Origin of the sequence: Pseudomonas lijiangensis (genome assembly GCF_018968705.1) — a bacterium.
Taxonomy (GTDB): Bacteria; Pseudomonadota; Gammaproteobacteria; order Pseudomonadales; family Pseudomonadaceae; genus Aquipseudomonas; species Aquipseudomonas lijiangensis.
The window spans coordinates 1,097,942-1,115,206 of the sequence record NZ_CP076668.1 but is presented as its reverse complement, the minus strand read 5'-3'; the positions used below and the strand labels follow the sequence as shown (position 1 = coordinate 1,115,206).

Here is a 17,265-nt window from a genome sequence, read left to right as displayed (position 1 = left end):
AAAGGGTGTGCATCCTGTTGGAGAACCTTGCCAAATACAAGTTCGCCTGAAAACAGCCATAAAAAAACCGGACACAAGGTCCGGTTTTTCATGCAGCGTCTGCGACTCAGTGAATGATCTGGCTGAGGAACAGTTTGGTACGGTCGCTTTGCGGGTTATCGAAGAAGTCGTTAGGCGAAGCCTGTTCGACGATCTCGCCCTTGTCCATGAAGATCACGCGGTTGGCCACGGTACGGGCGAAGCCCATTTCGTGGGTTACGCAGAGCATGGTCATGCCTTCTTCGGCCAGGGAAACCATGGTGTCGAGTACTTCCTTGACCATTTCCGGGTCGAGTGCCGAGGTCGGCTCGTCGAACAGCATGATTTTCGGCTTCATGCACAGGGCACGGGCAATCGCCACACGCTGTTGCTGACCACCGGAAAGCTGGCCCGGATACTTGTGAGCCTGCTCTGGAATGCGTACGCGCTCCAGGTAGTGCATGGCGATTTCTTCGGCCTTTTTCTTCGGCATGTTGCGAACCCACATCGGCGCCAGCGTGCAGTTCTGCAGGATGGTCAGGTGCGGGAACAGGTTGAAGTGCTGGAACACCATGCCGACTTCACGGCGGATGGTTTCGATCTGCTTCAGGTCGGAAGTCAGTTCGGTGCCATCGACGATGATGCGGCCCTGCTGGTGCTCTTCCAGACGGTTCAGGCAACGAATGGTGGTCGACTTGCCCGAGCCCGACGGGCCGCACAATACGATACGTTCGCCCTGACGCACGTTCAGGTTGATGTCTTTCAATACATGGAACTGGCCGTACCACTTGTGTACGCCTTCCATCCGGATCATGCCTTCAGCGCCCAGAGGCTTACTGATAACTTCACTCATCACAAAACTCCTAACGCTTGTGGCCTGTGTCCAGCTTACGTTCCAAATGCATGGAATAGCGGGACATACCGAAACAGAAGATCCAGAACACCAGGGCCGCGAAGACATAGCCTTCAGTGGCCATACCCAGCCATGACGGGTCGGCGGTGGCTTGCTTGACGCTGTTGAGCAAGTCAAACAGACCGATGATGATCACCAGGCTTGTATCCTTGAACAGGGCAATGAAGGTGTTGACGATGCCGGGGATAACCATCTTCAACGCCTGCGGCAGGATCACCAGACCCATTGCACGCCAGTAGCCCAGGCCCATGGCCGCGGCAGCTTCGTATTGCCCTTTCGGAATTGCCTGCATGCCACCGCGCACCACTTCGGCGATGTACGCCGACTGGAACAGGATGACGCCGATCAGGGCGCGCAGCAGCTTGTCGAAGTTCATCCCTTCTGGCATGAACAGCGGCAGCATGACCGAGGACATGAACAGCACAGTGATCAACGGCACGCCGCGCCAGAACTCGATGAACGTCACGCACACCACACGCACGGCCGGCATGTTGGAACGACGTCCCAGCGCCAGCAGGATACCCAGCGGCAATGCACCGGCGATACCGACGGTCGCGATCACCAGGGTCAGCATCAGGCCGCCCCACTGGCTGGTTGCGACGGTGCTCAGACCAAACGCGCCACCATGCAGCAGGTAGAACGCGATGACCGGGTAGATCACCAGGAAGCCGATGGCGTAGAACGCCTTGCGCGGGAACTTCGAGATGAACAGAGGCGCAGCACCGACAATCGCCAGGATTGCAGTCAGATCAACCCTCCAGCGCAGTTCGGTCGGGAAGTAGCCATACATGAACTGGCCAAAACGCTGCTGGACGAATACCCAGCATGCACCTGCCTTGGTGCAGTCTTCCTTGGTGGTGCCGATCCAGTTGGCGTCCAGCAGGGACCAGCTGATCATCGGCGGGACGATCAGGTAGATCAGGTAGAACGAGAACAGGGTCAGCAGCGTGTTGATCCAGCTGGAGAACAGGTTCTGCCGCATCCACGCGACCGGGCCGAATACTTTGCCCGGTGGTGGCATGTCAGGTTTGAAAGTATGAGTCGTCATGCGCGTTTCCTCACCGCTCGATCAGCGCAATGCGCTTGTTGTACCAGTTCATCAGCATGGAAATGCTGATACTGATCGCCAGGTACACACTCATGGTGATGGCAATGACTTCAATGGCCTGACCGGTCTGGTTGAGTACCGTACCGGCGAACAGCGAAACCATTTCCGGATAACCAATGGCTGCAGCCAGCGAAGAGTTCTTCGCCAGGTTCAGGAACTGGCTGGTCAACGGCGGGATGATCACTCGCAGAGCCTGCGGAATGATGACCTTGCGCAACGTTGGCCCGGGACGCAGGCCCAGGGAGCGAGCCGCTTCGGTCTGGCCGTGGCTGACCGACTTGATACCCGAACGCACGATTTCGGCGATGAACGCCGCGGTGTAGATGGTCAACGCCAGGGTCAGGGAGATCAGTTCAGGGATCAGTACCCAGCCGCCGGTGAAGTTGAAGCCTTTGAGCTGCGGCAGTTCCCAGTGTACCGGGCTGCCGAAGATCAGCATGCTCAGGCCGGGAATGACCAGCAGCAACCCCAGAGCAGCCCAGAACTTGTGGAACGGCTCGCCGGTGGCTTCGAAACGCTTGTTGGCCCAACGCACCATCGCGACCACCGCCAGAATGGCGATGACGATGCTGATCAGGAACGCCCATGCACCTTCGGCAGGAATGGCCTTGGGCATGTTCAACCCGCGGCTGCTGACAAAGAACATGTCCAGGTAGCCGTGAGCCTGACGTGGTCCGGGCAGGGTCAGGAAGACGGCGGTGTACCAGAACAGGATCTGCAGCAACGGCGGAATGTTGCGGAAGACTTCGACATACACGGTCGCCAGCTTGTTGATCATCCAGTTCTGGGACAGACGAGCGACACCGATGATGAAGCCCAGAATGGTTGCCAGGAAGATACCGATGACCGATACCAACAAGGTGTTGAGCAAGCCGATGACGAAAACGCGGGCATAGCTGTCCGCTTCGGTGTAATCGATCAGATGCTGGGCAATACCGAAACCGGCACTGCGCTCAAGAAACGAGAACCCCGATGTGATACCACGATGCTGCAGGTTGGTCTGGGTGTTGTCGAACATGAACCAGCCCAACGAGACCACCGCCACTACGGTGATGATCTGAAATAACCACGCGCGCACTTTTGGGTCGCTCAAAGAGAGCTTTTGCTTTGGTGCGACGATTTGCTTTTCCATGAAATGCCCCAGGAAAAATCGAACAGAACAACGCCCGACAGGCTTGAAAGCCTGTCGGGCGCCGGGTCAATCAGCGAATTGGTGGAGCGTACTGAATGCCACCTTTGTTCCACAGAGCATTCTGGCCACGCTTGATTTTCAGCGGGGTCGACTCGCCCAGGTTGCGCTCGAACATCTCGCCGTAGTTACCTACCTGCTTGACGATCTGAACAACCCAGTCCTTGCGCAGCTTCAGGTCTTTACCGTACTCACCGTCAGCGCCGAGCATACGGGCAACGTCAGGGTTCTTGGTGGCCTTGGCTTCAGCTTCGACGTTCTTGGAAGTGATGCCTGCTTCTTCAGCGTTCAACTGAGCGAACAGGGTCCAGCGAACGATGGAGAACCACTCTTCGTCGCCTTTACGCACGACCGGGCCCAGAGGCTCCTTGGAGATGACTTCTGGCAGAACGACGTAGTCGTCAGGCTTGGCCAGCTTGCTGCGCTGTGCGTAGAGCTGCGACTGGTCGGAGGTCAGCACGTCGCAACGGCCGCCTTCCAGCGACTTGGCGCTTTCGTCGGAGGTGTCGAAAGTGATCGGGGTGTATTTCAGACCGTTGGAGCGGAAGTAGTCGGAGACGTTCAGCTCAGTGGTAGTACCAGCCTGGATACAAACGGTTGCACCGTCCAGTTCCTTGGCGCTCTTGACGCCCAGCTTGTTGTTTACCAGGAAGCCGATACCGTCGTAGTAAGTCACGCCGGCGAATACCAGGCCCATGCCCGAATCACGGGAGCTGGTCCAGGTGGTGTTACGCGACAGAATGTCGATTTCGCCCGATTGCAGCGCGGTGAAACGCTCTTTGGCGTTCAGCTGGCTGAATTTTACCTTGGTCGCGTCACCGAAAACGGCAGCAGCTACGGCACGGCACACGTCTGCGTCGATACCGGTAATCTTGCCTGTAGCATCTGGAACGGAGAACCCTGGCAGGCCATCGCTGACACCGCACTGAACAAAACCTTTCTTCTGGACAGCGTCAAGTGTGGCACCGGCGTTAGCTGCACCGGTCACGCCGAGTGCTGCTACAGCTGTCACGACCGCCAGTGTGGATTTCAACATCTTCATTCAAACCTCCAGTGTGCTCTTTATTGTGTGGGTCTTCAGTCACGCCGCACCCTTGTGAGGCATTAATGACCCGTGCTGGCTTTTTTTTGGGTCATGCGACGCTGGGCGAGAATCATGAATCGAGTATGAGAGCCTCTCATCACTCACATTCATCCTTCATTTATAGCCCTTCTACCAAAGCCCCGTATTTTCCCCGCACCAGAGCGGTACAGGATCAATCATGGCAAGAGTCCTGACGCATGGACTCCCGTGCTGCCTTCGATCGTCACAAGTAGTAGCCTAATAGTGTTACCGATCGATGTGAGCGCTTTGACTCCAAACGTTTCATAGCAAAGGCCGTACCATCATGCTGGCGATGTCGAATTAGCGACAGGTCAAGTCGAAAAATTGTAACCTTGCGACATCTTCTTTCACTTTTAAACTGCGCACGCACCTAATTAATGCGCAGAAAAACAACCAACGCACACTATTGGAGCATTCATGAGCGAGTCCTTGATCCTGCAACCTACCGCCGAACCTGATGCCTGCGTCATCTGGCTGCACGGCCTTGGAGCCGACCGCTATGACTTCCTGCCTGTCGCCGAGGCCCTGCAGGAAACACTGACCACCACGCGCTTCATCCTGCCCCAGGCCCCGAAACGCGCTGTCACCGTCAACGGTGGTTATGAAATGCCGAGCTGGTATGACATCAAGAGCATGACCTCCGAAGCCCGCTCCATCGACCACGACGAGATGGAAGCCTCGGCCCAACAGGTTCTGAGCCTGATCGAACAACAACGCGACAGCGGCATCGACCCCGCAAGAATCTTCCTGGCCGGCTTCTCCCAGGGCGGCGCCGTGGTGCTGCACACGGCCTACAAACGCTGGCAAGGTCCGCTGGGCGGCGTACTGGCGCTCTCCACTTACGCACCGACCTTCAATGACCAGATGACGCTGTCGGCCAGTCAGCAACGCATTCCGGCCTTGTGCCTGCATGGTTTTCACGACGAAGTGGTCCACAACGCCATGGGGCGAACCGCTTACGAGTACCTGAAGACTCTGGGTGTAACCGCCCAATGGAAAGAGTACCCAATGGGTCATCAAGTGTTACCCCAGGAAATTTCCGACATACAAATCTGGCTTGCCGAGAAACTTCGGTAACATCTTCTTTAATAGAGCTTTGAACCGGCCTGATCGCAGACCTTTGTAGCGAACCAAGGATGACACTACGCCGCGCCCGATTCTTGCATTACACTGCTCGGCGTACATTCCTTAATCAATTGACGAGATGACCGTGCTCAAAGCACTTAAAAAGATGTTCGGTAAAAGCGAGGCTGAGCAGCTCGCGCCCAACCACGCAGCATCCAGCCCCGTATCCCCGACTCGCACTGAAGGCGAATCACAGAATCGTACAGCCCAGGCTCCAGCTCTGGCAAAGGAGCCCGCTGCTCCCGTTCAGACACGAAGCGAAAAGCCCAAGGCAGAACGTCCACGTCGAGAGCGCGCACCCAAGCCGCCGGTCGTCGCCTGGAAGCTGGAAGATTTCGTCGTCGAACCTCAGGAAGGCAAAAGCCGTTTCCATGACTTCGACCTGGCCCCCGAACTGATGCACGCGATCCATGACCTGGGCTTCCCGTACTGCACGCCGATCCAGGCGGGCGTATTGGGTTACACCCTCAAGGGCAGGGACGCCATCGGCCGCGCCCAGACAGGTACCGGCAAGACCGCCGCGTTCCTGATCTCGATCATCACGCAACTGACCCAGACACCACCGCCCAAAGAGCGCTACATGGGCGAACCTCGCGCCCTGATCATCGCCCCGACCCGCGAACTGGTGGTGCAGATCGCCAAGGACGCCGCGGCGCTGACCAAGTACACCAACCTCAACGTCATGACGTTCGTGGGCGGCATGGAGTTCGACAAGCAGCTCAAGCAGCTCGAAGCACGTCATTGCGACATCCTGGTTGCGACACCGGGACGCCTGCTGGACTTCAACCAGCGCGGTGAAGTGCATCTGGACATGGTCGAAGTGATGGTCCTCGACGAAGCCGACCGCATGCTGGACATGGGCTTCATCCCGCAGGTCCGCCAGATCATTCGCCAGACTCCGCACAAGGGCGAACGCCAGACCCTGCTGTTCTCCGCGACCTTCACCGATGACGTGATGAACCTCGCCAAGCAATGGACGACCGATCCGGCCATCGTCGAAATCGAAGCCGAGAACGTCGCCAACAGCAACGTCGAACAGCACATCTACGCGGTCGCTGCAGCCGACAAGTACAAGCTGCTGTACAACCTGGTCACCGACAACGGCTGGGAACGGGTGATGGTCTTTGCCAACCGCAAGGACGAAGTGCGCCGCATCGAGGAGCGTCTGGTACGTGACGGCGTAAACGCCGCGCAACTGTCAGGCGATGTTCCGCAGCACAAACGGATCAAGACCCTGGAAGGCTTCCGCGAAGGCAAGATCCGGGTTCTGGTGGCGACAGACGTCGCAGGTCGCGGTATTCACATCGATGGCATCAGCCACGTGATCAACTTCACCCTGCCGGAAGTGCCGGACGATTACGTGCACCGGATCGGTCGTACAGGCCGTGCGGGCGCCGATGGCGTTTCGATCAGCTTTGCCGGGGAAGACGATTCCTATCAGCTCCCGGCCATCGAAGAGAAACTGGGTCGCAAGATCAGCTGCGAAATGCCACCGACCGAGTTGTTGCGGGCTGTGGTGCGCAAGGCCTGATCCTTCTTCGCTCCCACACACATACACACCAGTGGGAGCGAATTCATTCGCGAACTCATTTCCAGCGATCCGCCGCTGCCTGATCACTGTGCCGCCCTTCGACCCAGCGCGGGCCTTCGGCAGTGTTTTCGCGCTTCCAGAACGGTGCGCGGGTCTTGAGGTAGTCCATGACGAAATCGCAGGCCTCGAACGCGGCCTGACGATGGGCACTGGCAACCCCAACAAACACGATAGGCTCGCCCGGCTCCAGAGCGCCGACCCGGTGCAGCACTTCCAGCCTGAGCAATGGCCAGCGCTGTTCGGCTTCTGCAACGATCTTTGCCAGAGCCTTTTCGGTCATGCCCGGATAGTGTTCCAGAAACATGCCCGAGACTTCACGCCCTTCGTTGAAGTCGCGCACATACCCCACAAAACTGACCACCGCACCGATGCCGACATTGGCCGCATGCAGCGCATTGACCTCGGCTCCCGGATCGAACGCCGCCGCTTGCACGCGAATCGCCATGTTCAGCCTCCGGTCACGGTAGGAAAGAATGCCACTTCGTCGCCATCTTCCAAGGGCTCATCCAGCTGACACAGCTCCTGATTGCGGGCGCACATCAGGTTCTGCTCGGCCAGCACCTGCCAGGCTTCGCCACGTTGCACAAGGTGCTGACGCAGCTCGTCCAGAGTCGCGAAAGCACCTTCGACACGCTCGCCGTCCAGCCCCAAGGCTTCCCGATAGCGGGCGAAATACTGAACCTGCACGCTCATTGCGCGGCCCCCGGTTCATCAGCAATGAAGTGACCACTCTTGCCGCCGAGCTTTTCCAGCAGCCGCACCGACTCGATGACCATGCCGCGATCAACCGCCTTGCACATGTCGTAGATGGTCAACGCAGCCACACTGGCGGCGGTCAGGGCTTCCATTTCAACGCCCGTCTGCCCGGCCAGCTTGCAACGCGCCACGATCAGCACCGCATCGTCGCCCTGGGCACTGAGCTCGACCTTGACGCTGGTGAGCATCAGCGGATGGCAGAGCGGGATCAGATCACTGGTTTTCTTCGCAGCCTGAATACCGGCAATACGCGCAACGGCAAACACATCCCCTTTGGGATGGCCACCGCTGACAATCATTTGCAGGGTTTCAGGCAACATGCGCACAAGCGCCTGGGCCACAGCCTCACGGGACGTCACAGCCTTGTCCGTGACGTCGACCATATTGGCGCGACCTTGGGAATCGAGATGAGTCAGCACAGCCTTACTCCTGAACAGGAGAGGCGATTGTAGATAGCTAGGGGCGCAAGCTACAAGCTACAAGCTACAAGCTACAAGCTACAAGCTACAAGCTACAAGCTACAAGCTACAAGCGAAGCACGTTCTAACTTCTCTTGCAGCTTATAGCTTGCCGCTTGTCGCCTACTCGTTAGAGATGACTCTCGGCATATTCAGCCAGTACCGAGCGTGGAACCCCTTGCAGGGTGATGTGTACGCCGTTGGGGAAATCCTTGAAGCGCTCCGTCAGGTAGGTCAGCCCCGAGCTGGTGGCTGACAGGTAGGGGGTGTCGATCTGCGCAAGGTTACCCAGGCAGACCACTTTCGAACCGGCACCGGCACGGGTGATGATGGTTTTCATCTGGTGCGGCGTCAGGTTCTGGCACTCGTCGATCAGGATCAGGCTTTGCTGGAAGCTGCGGCCCCGGATGTAGTTGAGGGATTTGAACTGCAACGGCACTTTGCTGAGGATGTAATCGACGCTGCCATGGGTGTTTTCGTCATCCATGTGCAAGGCTTCGAGGTTGTCGGTGATTGCCCCCAGCCATGGCTCCATTTTTTCCGCTTCGGTGCCGGGCAGGAAGCCTATTTCCTGATCCAGGCCTTGTACGCTGCGGGTTGCGATGATGCGGCGATAGCGTTTGCTGACCATGGTCTGCTCGATGGCAGCGGCCAGCGCCAGGATGGTCTTGCCCGAACCTGCCGCGCCGGACAGGTTGACCAGATGGATATCCGGATCGAGCAACGCGAACAGCGCCAGCCCCTGGTAGATATCCCGAGGCTTCAGTCCCCAGGCTTCCTGATGCAGCAAAGGCTCCTGATGCATGTCGAGAATCAGCAGTTCGTCGCTGCGCACGCCCTTGATCCAACCGACGAAGCCTTGCTCGTCGATGATGAACTCGTTCATGTGAACCGCGGGCAGGCTTTCGCTCAACTGCACGCGATGCCAGGTGCGGCCATGGTCCTGACGGGTTTCGACCTTGCTGACCCGGTCCCAGAACGAGCCCGGAATATCGTGGTAGCCACGCGACAGCAGCGAGACGTCATCCACCAACTGGTCGGTGCTGTAATCCTCGGCGGCAATGCCACAGGCTCGCGCCTTGAGGCGCATGTTGATGTCCTTGGTCACCAGCACCAGACGCAAGTCCTTGTCGCGGGCGTGCAGGTCGACCAATTGGTTGATGATGATGTTGTCGTTCAAATGTTCGGGAAGAAGGCTGTTGGGCTCCTCGCGTCGGCTCATCAGAATCGACAGGAAGCCTTTGAATACGCCCGTGCCACGGTCGATAGGCACGCCTTTTTCGACTTCTTCCGGTGAGGCTTCACCCAGAGTCTTGTCGATCAGGCGGATGGCCTGCCGGCACTCCGCGGCGACCGAATGCTTGCCGTCCTTGAGTTTGTCCAGTTCCTCCAGAACCGTCATCGGAATGGCTACGCGGTGTTCTTCGAAATTCAGCAGTGCGTTTGGATCATGAATCAATACGTTGGTATCGAGCACGTAAAGGATAGGCTGGTTAGTGGAAGGGTTGCGTCCGTGATCATCCATACTCGCTCACCTTTATAGAAGCCAGGTGGCGCAGAACCACTACAAAGCTGCGCCACGAAAAGGCCGCCGGTTCCTTCCCTTGAGGCAGGGAAGAATGTTGCTCAAGATGGGTCGTTGAGGACGCCACCTGTGTTGCAGGTTTCGGCGGTCTGCTGTCGTAATACAGCAAAACCGATGACAGAAAAAAGCTCTTTGACAGTTTTTTGAAGTTTATTTCACAGTATGACGAATAGCGCTTGGCGAGTGCCTTCTGCACGTTTACAGTCGGAAGTCACCTCAGGCCGGATTGGCCGAAAAAACCTGCCCCGCTCCCTCCGCTTTATACCCTCAACCCCTTATTCCTCCTGGGTTTCAGAGAAATTCCGGCAGTCATCCCAGATCAATTCGCTTTGTGCGGTATTGGCCAGCAACAACGGCAGCGCCGACTGCGCCTTGTTGCCCATGTCATGGAACACCACTGTGCCCTTGCGCCAGAGCAGCATGAGGGTCAGCACCCGGTCACCCACCTGCTGGGCCGAGAGACGTCCCATGGCGTCCTGGGAGTCGATATTCCACAGCGACACCCGCAAGTGCTGCGAACGGAAGTATTCGCCGCTGTCAGCACGACGATGACCATAAGGCGGCCGGAACAGCGGTACGAAGTTGTCAGGGAGAACCTGCTGGACCAGAGCGGCACTGCGCTGCACGGAATCCTGCCAGTCGACCCAGTTGCTGTGGGAGCGATACTCCCAGCCTTGAATCCCCACGCACTGCTGCCGGTAGAGCGCCTGCAGACTGGCGGCCGAGCTGCTTTCCAGGCGCGCCTGCAGGCTTTTACCCAGCACGAAGAAGGTCGCCGTCATTTTTTGCTGACGCATGAAGTCGGCCAGCCAGTCCGTATTGCCGTCTGCCGGGCTCGGGCCGCTGTCGAAATTGAGCACGAAGGTGCGATCAGGCATTTCGTCGCCGCTCATTTCATCGGAGTTATAGCGCTCGATTTCACTGCTGGTCTGAGGAAACAGGGCGGCCATGTACAGCAATTCGTTCAGGTAGCGCTCGTGGAAGACCGCACTGGGTCTGGCCCATGCGGTATAGAAGGAATCGGGCGAAACCTGATATTCCTCGGCGCGCTGGCGCAGTTGCTCCATGTCCTCGACCAGCACACAGAAGTTTGCATCTTCCTCACAGCTCTTCTGGGCCGCCTGATAGTTCTCCAGCAGGCGCAGCCACAGCCGGTGGCGAACCACGTTCAACGAAGGCACGTTGATATAACGAAGGCCCAGGCGTTGCTTGAGCCCTTCTTCGCCCAGGGTTTCACTGACAGACAAGGCATGGGCGAAAGCCAGGATCTCGGCACGGGAGGCAACATCGAACAAGGCCGGCGTCTCCAGACGCTCGGGCCATACACTGCGATCAATGGTGGCAACTTCAGGCACCGCCGCCTGAGCTTCAAACCAGAACAGACACGCGCAAACTGCTAAAACGATACGCAAAACCAATGCCCTCTCGATCCAATATCAACGCCATCACCCGCGCGGCACTATAGCTGATCCGGGGCAGAGTCTTATGCCCGGCGCGTTACAAAGCCACTGTTCATACAGACCGTGTGAAAACGTAGCGAGCGAAGGTCAGGCAAGGCGAAAACAGGCGAGGAAGCGGAGTTTACTGGCTGTAAATGAGCATTCCGAGCCTGTTTTCAACGCAGCATGACCGAGCGCAGTAGTTTTCACACGGTCTGTTATCGCCACCATAGCTGGAGTCATATCCCATCACCCCATAGAATCGGCCGACGATTAAAGGAGACGACTTCATGCTGATGGTGATTTCCCCAGCGAAAACCCTCGACTACGAGACCCCGCCGACCACCGAACGCTACACCCAGCCGCAATATCTGGATCACTCCCAGGAGTTGATCACTCAGCTTCGCGAGCTGACACCCGCACAGATCGGCGAACTGATGCACCTGTCCGACAAGCTCTCGGGCCTGAACGCGGCGCGCTTCGGCAGCTGGACGCCGGCCTTCACGCCCGACAACGCCAAACAGGCGCTGCTGGCATTCAAGGGCGATGTGTATACCGGGTTGCAGGCCGAAACGCTGACCGATGCCCAGCTTTCCTACGCCCAGGATCACTTGCGCATGCTATCCGGCCTTTATGGACTGCTGCGCCCTCTGGACCTGATGCAGCCCTATCGGCTGGAAATGGGGACGAAGCTGGCCAATGCCCGTGGCAAGGATCTTTATGCGTTCTGGGGCACGCGCATCAGCGAATGGCTGAACCAGGCCCTGGCCGATCAGGGTGATGACCTGCTGCTGAACCTGGCGTCCAACGAATATTTTTCTGCAGTCAAACGCTCGTCATTAAAAGCCCGCATCATCGATACCGAGTTCAAGGATCTGAAAAACGGTCAGTACAAGATCATCAGTTTCTACGCCAAGAAAGCCCGCGGCATGATGAGCCGTTTTGTGATCACCGAGCAGATCAACACACCCGAGGCACTGAAGGAATTCGATGTGCAGGGTTACCGCTACAGCGCCGAACAGTCGACTACGGACAAACTGGTCTTCCTGCGCGACACTCCAGAGCAGTGATGGCGTCAATGTTGCGTAGTGCCAGAGGCGCTACGCAAGCCAGCCTGTCTATCTCAAACCTCTTACGCCATTTTTGTGACGCCGGATAAACATCACTCGACGCGGCGTTCATTTTCAAAACGAACTTTCTCGAAAAAAAGACAACTTTTTTGAGCAGTGGCACAGCGCCTCACTCCTGTAATGGCAAAAAAATATCTCCGCTCGGGAACCCCTTTATTGATAAGGCCTCCAACAAAAGTGCCATCATTTTGAAAGTATGGGCTGCCAAAAGCAGATCGGAAAAATTCTCAAAAAGAGGACGAGCGGCCCGGAACTAATCCCGAATCCATATGCTCCTACATCCCGTAACAATTCTCGACAGCCCTGTAAGAGATCACTTACAGCGCAGTGAGAGCAAAAGGAAGTTGCCAGAGGTCGTGTGTAATTCTGCGGAATCACTACTTACGACTCTGAACTTAAACTCACATCACTAATTGAGTCAGGTAGACAAGCGAACACCGTGAACGGTGTATAGAGCAGGGCTCCAGATCGTCAAAGCCAAGGCTTGCAGATCGACCTGCCGAGGATCGCTATACAAGGAGTGGTTTGCCACACACAAGAGAGCACGGCCCGATCAGGGGACCTGCCACTTGCACTTAGTGTCATTGAGTTTGCCACCTTTGTTTGGGCACTCATTAATTAAATATGCCTGCGTTAGTTCAGTGGCTTTTAGAAGCCCTACTGACTCGCGTGTGACATCTGCTGGCCAAAATTAATATCCAGCCAACTTTATGGCGTGAAAAATCGAGGAGAGTACGATGCGTATCAGCATCTTTGGTTTGGGTTATGTCGGTGCAGTCTGTGCCGGTTGCCTTTCTGCACGTGGTCACGATGTTGTGGGTGTGGATGTTTCCACCACCAAGATCGACCTTATCAACAACGGCAAGTCGCCTATCGTTGAGCCGGGCCTGGAAGACCTCCTGGCACAGGGCATTCGCAACGGCAAACTGCGCGGTACCACGGACTTCTCCGAAGCCATCCGCGCCACCGACGTATCGATGATCTGCGTAGGCACGCCAAGCAAGAAGAACGGCGACCTGGAACTCGACTACATCGAGTCGGTATGCCGTGAGATCGGTTATGTCCTGCGTGACAAGTCCTCCCGCCACACCATCGTGGTACGCAGCACCGTACTGCCGGGCACCGTAGCCAACGTTGTGATCCCGATCCTGGAAGACTGCTCCGGCAAGAAAGCCGGCGTCGACTTCGGCGTTGCAGTGAACCCTGAGTTCCTGCGCGAAAGCACCGCGATCAAAGACTACGATCACCCACCAATGACCGTTATCGGCGAGTTCGACAAGGCTTCCGGTGACGTTCTGCAATCGCTGTACGAAGAACTCGACGCACCGATCATCCGCAAGGACATCGCCGTTGCCGAAATGATCAAGTACACCTGCAACGTGTGGCACGCCACCAAAGTTACTTTCGCAAACGAAATCGGCAACATCGCCAAGGCAGTCGGCGTCGACGGTCGTGAAGTGATGGAAGTGGTCTGCCAGGACAAGCAACTGAACCTGTCCCAGTACTACATGCGCCCAGGCTTCGCCTTCGGCGGTTCGTGCCTGCCGAAAGACGTTCGCGCCCTGACCTACCGTGCAGGCAGCCTGGACGTGGAAGCACCGCTGCTCAACTCCCTGATGCGCAGCAACGTCTCCCAGGTACAGAACGCTTTCGACATCGTGGCCAGCCACGACACCCGCAAAGTCGCCCTGCTGGGTCTGAGCTTCAAGGCCGGCACCGACGACCTGCGCGAAAGCCCGCTGGTCGAACTGGCCGAAATGCTGATCGGTAAAGGTTTCGACCTGAGCATCTACGACAGCAACGTCGAATACGCTCGCGTACACGGCGCCAACAAGGACTACATCGAGTCGAAGATCCCTCACGTGTCGTCCCTGCTGAACTCGGACTTCGACGAGGTCATCAACAACTCCGACGTGATCATCCTGGGTAACGGCGACGAGCGCTTCCGCGCCCTGGCTGACCAGACTCCACACGGCAAGCACGTTGTAGACCTGGTGGGCTTCATGTCCAAGCCGACCAGCGAAGACGGTCGCGCTGAAGGTATCTGCTGGTAAATCAGCCGCAAGCGCCAGGCACCAAGCCACAAGCTCAAGCGTTACCGCTTGCAGCCTGGGGCTTGGTGCTTGCAACTGACTTTGGGATACAGATCATGGATATGGACAGGCTAAAGCACGGCCTACTAGAGGCCGCAGGCTGGCTGTTTTACCTAAGTTTATTAATGGGCATCGCAACTGCATTGCCCACAAGTATCTTCGACTCACAGTCGAGGAACTTTATTTTCCTGATTGGTGCTGTCGGCATCTGGCGCTACTCCATGGGCATCACGCACTTTGTGCGGGGGATGCTGTTTCTGTATGTGGTCTATCCACACTTGCGCCGCAAGCTGAAAAAAATGGGCAAGGCTGCAGATCCATCCCATGTGTTTCTGATGGTCACCAGCTTCCGTATCGAAGCCCTGACCACTGCCCAGGTGTATAGCTCGGTCATTCGTGAAGCCATCAACTGCGGTCTGCCAACCACCATCGTTTGCTCGCTGGTGGAAATGTCGGATGAGCTGCTGGTCAAGAGTCTCTGGACCAAGATGAACCCGCCTGAGCGTGTGAAGCTGGACTTCGTGCGTATCCCTGGCACCGGCAAGCGCGACGGCCTGGCTTATGGCTTCCGCGCCATCTCGCGTCACCTGCCCGATGATCGTGCAGTGGTCGCAGTGATCGACGGCGACACCGTGCTCAATGAAGGCGTCGTCAGCAAGACCGTTCCGTGGTTCCACCTGTTCGATAACGTCGGCGGCCTGACCACCAACGAGTTCTGTGAAGTTCGTGGCGGTTACATCATGAGCGAATGGCACAAGCTGCGTTTCGCCCAGCGTCACATCAACATGTGCTCCATGGCTCTGTCCAAGCGCGTCCTGACCATGACCGGTCGCATGTCGGTATTCCGCGCCACCGTGGTAACCGATCCGGAGTTCATTGCCGACGTGGAGAGCGACTCGCTCAATCACTGGCGTCTGGGGACCTTCAAGTTCCTGACCGGTGACGACAAGTCGAGCTGGTTCAGCCTGATGCGTCTGGGCTACGACACGTTCTACGTACCCGATGCAGCCATCAACACCGTTGAACACCCGCCAGAAAAAAGCTTCCTCAAGGCCAGTCGCAAATTGATGTACCGCTGGTACGGCAACAACCTGCGTCAGAACTCCCGCGCACTGGGTCTGGGCATTCGTCGCCTGGGTCTGTTCACAAGCGTTGTGCTGTTCGACCAGCGTGTGTCGATGTGGACATCCATCCTGGGCCTGACCGTCGCCATCATCGCCAGCTTCAAGTATGGCGGCGCATTCATCCTGATGTACCTGCTGTGGATCGGCATGACCCGCCTGATCCTGACACTGCTGCTGTCCTGCTCGGGACACAGGATAGGGCCTGCCTACCCCATCATTCTCTATTACAACCAGATCGTCGGCGCCCTGATGAAAATCTACGTTTTCTTCCGCCTGGATCGACAGTCCTGGACGCGTCAGGACACGAAACTAAGCCGCGACATGGCCAGCTTTCAGGGCTGGTTCAACACCTGGTCGTCCCGAACCATGACTTTTTCAGCTGGCACCATCTTCGTCGCAGTACTGCTGACGATGGTGTGACCGGGCCAATGAATCAATTGCTCAAGTAGGAAAATTAGCCATGAATACAGCCGTGAATGCGAACGTCGTACATGAATCCGAAGCCCAGCGCCAACACGCACGGGTCAAGGTTCCAGCCAAGCTGCGCCTGCTCAACGGTGAGCAGAATGCTCCTCTGGTCCGGGTCGAAGACCTGTCGGCCGGTGGTCTGAGCTTCGTTGCCCCAAGCAACGTCAAAATGACCGAAGGCGAAGTTATCAAGGGTCGCCTGCAGTTCCTCATCGACAACCTCGGCCTGGCCATGGACGTCGAAATGCAAGTGCGCTCCATCAGCTCCAGCGGTCGTATCGGCTGCCAGTTCCAGAACCTTGAAGCACAAGACATCGCCACCCTGCGCCACATCATCACTTCCCACCTGAGCGGCGACATCGTCAGCATGGGTGAAGTACTGGCTACCCTGCAGCGTGACAACTTCACCAAGGCTCGCAAGAACAAGAAAGAAACCACAGGCATGAGCGCCCTGGGTCGTCTGCGTGCAGTGACCTTCAGCCTGGGTATTTTCATCGTCGGTCTGGCGGCCTTCGGCTTCATCTTCAAGACCGTCTACGGCCTGTACTTCGTCAGCCACGCTTCGGCCGGTCTGGTATCGGTGCCGAGCATGGATGTGACCATGCCTCGCGAAGGTACTGTGCAAAGCCTGGTTCAGGTCAATGGCGATGCCGCCAAAGGCGCACCGCTGGCAACCTTCAACACCAGCATGCTGGAAATGCTCAAGGGCAGCCTGACCGGTGAAGACCTGCAACCGGCCAAGATCGAAGAGCTGTATGGCAAGCAAATGAGCGGCACCATGACCAGCCCTTGCGATTGCGTTGTGGTTCGTCAACTGGTTGCCGATGGCCAGTTCGCCTCCAAAGGCCAGGTGATCTTCCAGTTGGTGCCACGTAACGCACCTGCCACTGTCGAAGCACGCTTCACCTATCGCCAGTTCAACGACGTCAAGCCTGGTACTCCTGTGAGCTTCCAGATCGCTGGCGAAGATCAACTGCGTACCGGCAAGATCATCAGCAGCAGCAACCTGAGCAACACCGACCTGTCTACCGACATCCGTGTACAGATCCAGCCTGACGAAAGCCTGAGCAGCAGCCTGGCCGGCCGTCCTGTCGAAGTCGTCAGCGACCGTGGCCCGTCCGTTAACTGGCTGATCGATAAAGCCATGGCTGCGGGTCTGTAAT

The 17,265-nt window shown here is 57.2% G+C and carries 15 protein-coding genes; 6 read left to right on the top strand and 9 right to left on the bottom strand.

All coding sequences use genetic code 11. The annotated features are described in order from the left end of the window. Positions 1-106: 106 nt before the first annotated feature. The 4 genes from KQP88_RS04915 to KQP88_RS04900 all read right to left on the bottom strand — a co-directional run bounded on the left by KQP88_RS04915 (position 107) and on the right by KQP88_RS04900 (position 4,270). Positions 107-871 carry an amino acid ABC transporter ATP-binding protein gene (locus KQP88_RS04915; RefSeq protein ID WP_198728530.1) on the bottom strand — a complete coding sequence of 255 codons (765 nt, stop codon included), beginning with the start codon at positions 869-871 and terminating at the stop codon, positions 107-109. Between the two features lie 10 nt (positions 872-881). After that, a complete protein-coding gene (locus KQP88_RS04910; RefSeq protein ID WP_200995169.1) occupies positions 882-1,979 on the bottom strand; it encodes an amino acid ABC transporter permease in 1,098 nt (365 codons plus the stop codon). Positions 1,980-1,989: 10 nt separating this feature from the next. Continuing rightward, positions 1,990-3,171 (bottom strand): amino acid ABC transporter permease, encoded by a 1,182-nt coding sequence (locus tag KQP88_RS04905; RefSeq protein ID WP_200995170.1) that lies wholly within the window; start codon positions 3,169-3,171, stop codon positions 1,990-1,992. 70 nt (positions 3,172-3,241) lie between these two features. Further along, complete coding sequence (locus KQP88_RS04900; RefSeq protein WP_200995171.1) at positions 3,242-4,270, bottom strand: amino acid ABC transporter substrate-binding protein; 1,029 nt, start codon at positions 4,268-4,270, stop codon at positions 3,242-3,244. Between the two features lie 480 nt (positions 4,271-4,750). Between KQP88_RS04900 and KQP88_RS04895 the strand changes: the two genes are divergently transcribed. Continuing rightward, entirely contained in the window at positions 4,751-5,410 is a 660-nt protein-coding gene (locus tag KQP88_RS04895; RefSeq protein ID WP_200995172.1) for an alpha/beta hydrolase, read from the top strand. Between the two features lie 127 nt (positions 5,411-5,537). Then, positions 5,538-6,989: an ATP-dependent RNA helicase RhlB gene (gene rhlB / locus KQP88_RS04890; protein ID WP_216704986.1), complete on the top strand. Its 1,452-nt coding sequence runs from the start codon at positions 5,538-5,540 to the stop codon at positions 6,987-6,989. 55 nt (positions 6,990-7,044) lie between these two features. Here rhlB and moaE read toward each other — a convergent pair whose 3' ends face one another. The 5 genes from moaE to KQP88_RS04865 form a co-directional block, all read right to left on the bottom strand. Further along, positions 7,045-7,494, bottom strand: a complete 450-nt coding sequence (moaE, locus tag KQP88_RS04885; protein ID WP_117164345.1) for a molybdopterin synthase catalytic subunit MoaE — start codon at positions 7,492-7,494, stop codon at positions 7,045-7,047. Positions 7,495-7,496: 2 nt separating this feature from the next. Next, positions 7,497-7,742, bottom strand: coding sequence for a MoaD/ThiS family protein (locus tag KQP88_RS04880; protein ID WP_198727781.1), 246 nt, complete (start codon positions 7,740-7,742; stop codon positions 7,497-7,499). Then, entirely contained in the window at positions 7,739-8,224 is a 486-nt protein-coding gene (moaC, locus tag KQP88_RS04875; protein ID WP_198727782.1) for a cyclic pyranopterin monophosphate synthase MoaC, read from the bottom strand. Before moaC ends, KQP88_RS04880 begins: the two co-directional genes overlap by 4 nt. Positions 8,225-8,393: 169 nt before the next feature. Next, positions 8,394-9,788, bottom strand: a complete 1,395-nt coding sequence (locus tag KQP88_RS04870) for a PhoH family protein (RefSeq protein ID WP_025258726.1) — start codon at positions 9,786-9,788, stop codon at positions 8,394-8,396. 335 nt (positions 9,789-10,123) lie between these two features. Beyond that, the gene (locus KQP88_RS04865) at positions 10,124-11,260 is read right to left on the bottom strand and encodes a polysaccharide deacetylase family protein (RefSeq protein ID WP_200995176.1); all 1,137 of its coding nucleotides are present in this window, start codon (positions 11,258-11,260) and stop codon (positions 10,124-10,126) included. 317 nt (positions 11,261-11,577) lie between these two features. On the opposite strand from KQP88_RS04865, the gene yaaA reads away from it, so the two are divergent. The 4 genes from yaaA (at position 11,578) to KQP88_RS04845 (ending at position 17,264) form a co-directional block, all read left to right on the top strand. Beyond that, a complete protein-coding gene (gene yaaA, locus KQP88_RS04860) occupies positions 11,578-12,357 on the top strand; it encodes a peroxide stress protein YaaA (RefSeq protein ID WP_216704985.1) in 780 nt (259 codons plus the stop codon). Positions 12,358-13,154: 797 nt separating this feature from the next. Then, on the top strand, positions 13,155-14,471 hold the full coding sequence (locus KQP88_RS04855) for a nucleotide sugar dehydrogenase (protein WP_216704984.1): 1,317 nt from the start codon (positions 13,155-13,157) through the stop codon (positions 14,469-14,471). A gap of 101 nt (positions 14,472-14,572) precedes the next feature. Beyond that, positions 14,573-16,054: a mannuronan synthase gene (gene alg8 / locus KQP88_RS04850; RefSeq protein ID WP_025258722.1), complete on the top strand. Its 1,482-nt coding sequence runs from the start codon at positions 14,573-14,575 to the stop codon at positions 16,052-16,054. Between the two features lie 40 nt (positions 16,055-16,094). After that, a complete protein-coding gene (locus KQP88_RS04845; RefSeq protein WP_025258721.1) occupies positions 16,095-17,264 on the top strand; it encodes an alginate biosynthesis protein Alg44 in 1,170 nt (389 codons plus the stop codon). Position 17,265 lies beyond the last annotated feature (1 nt).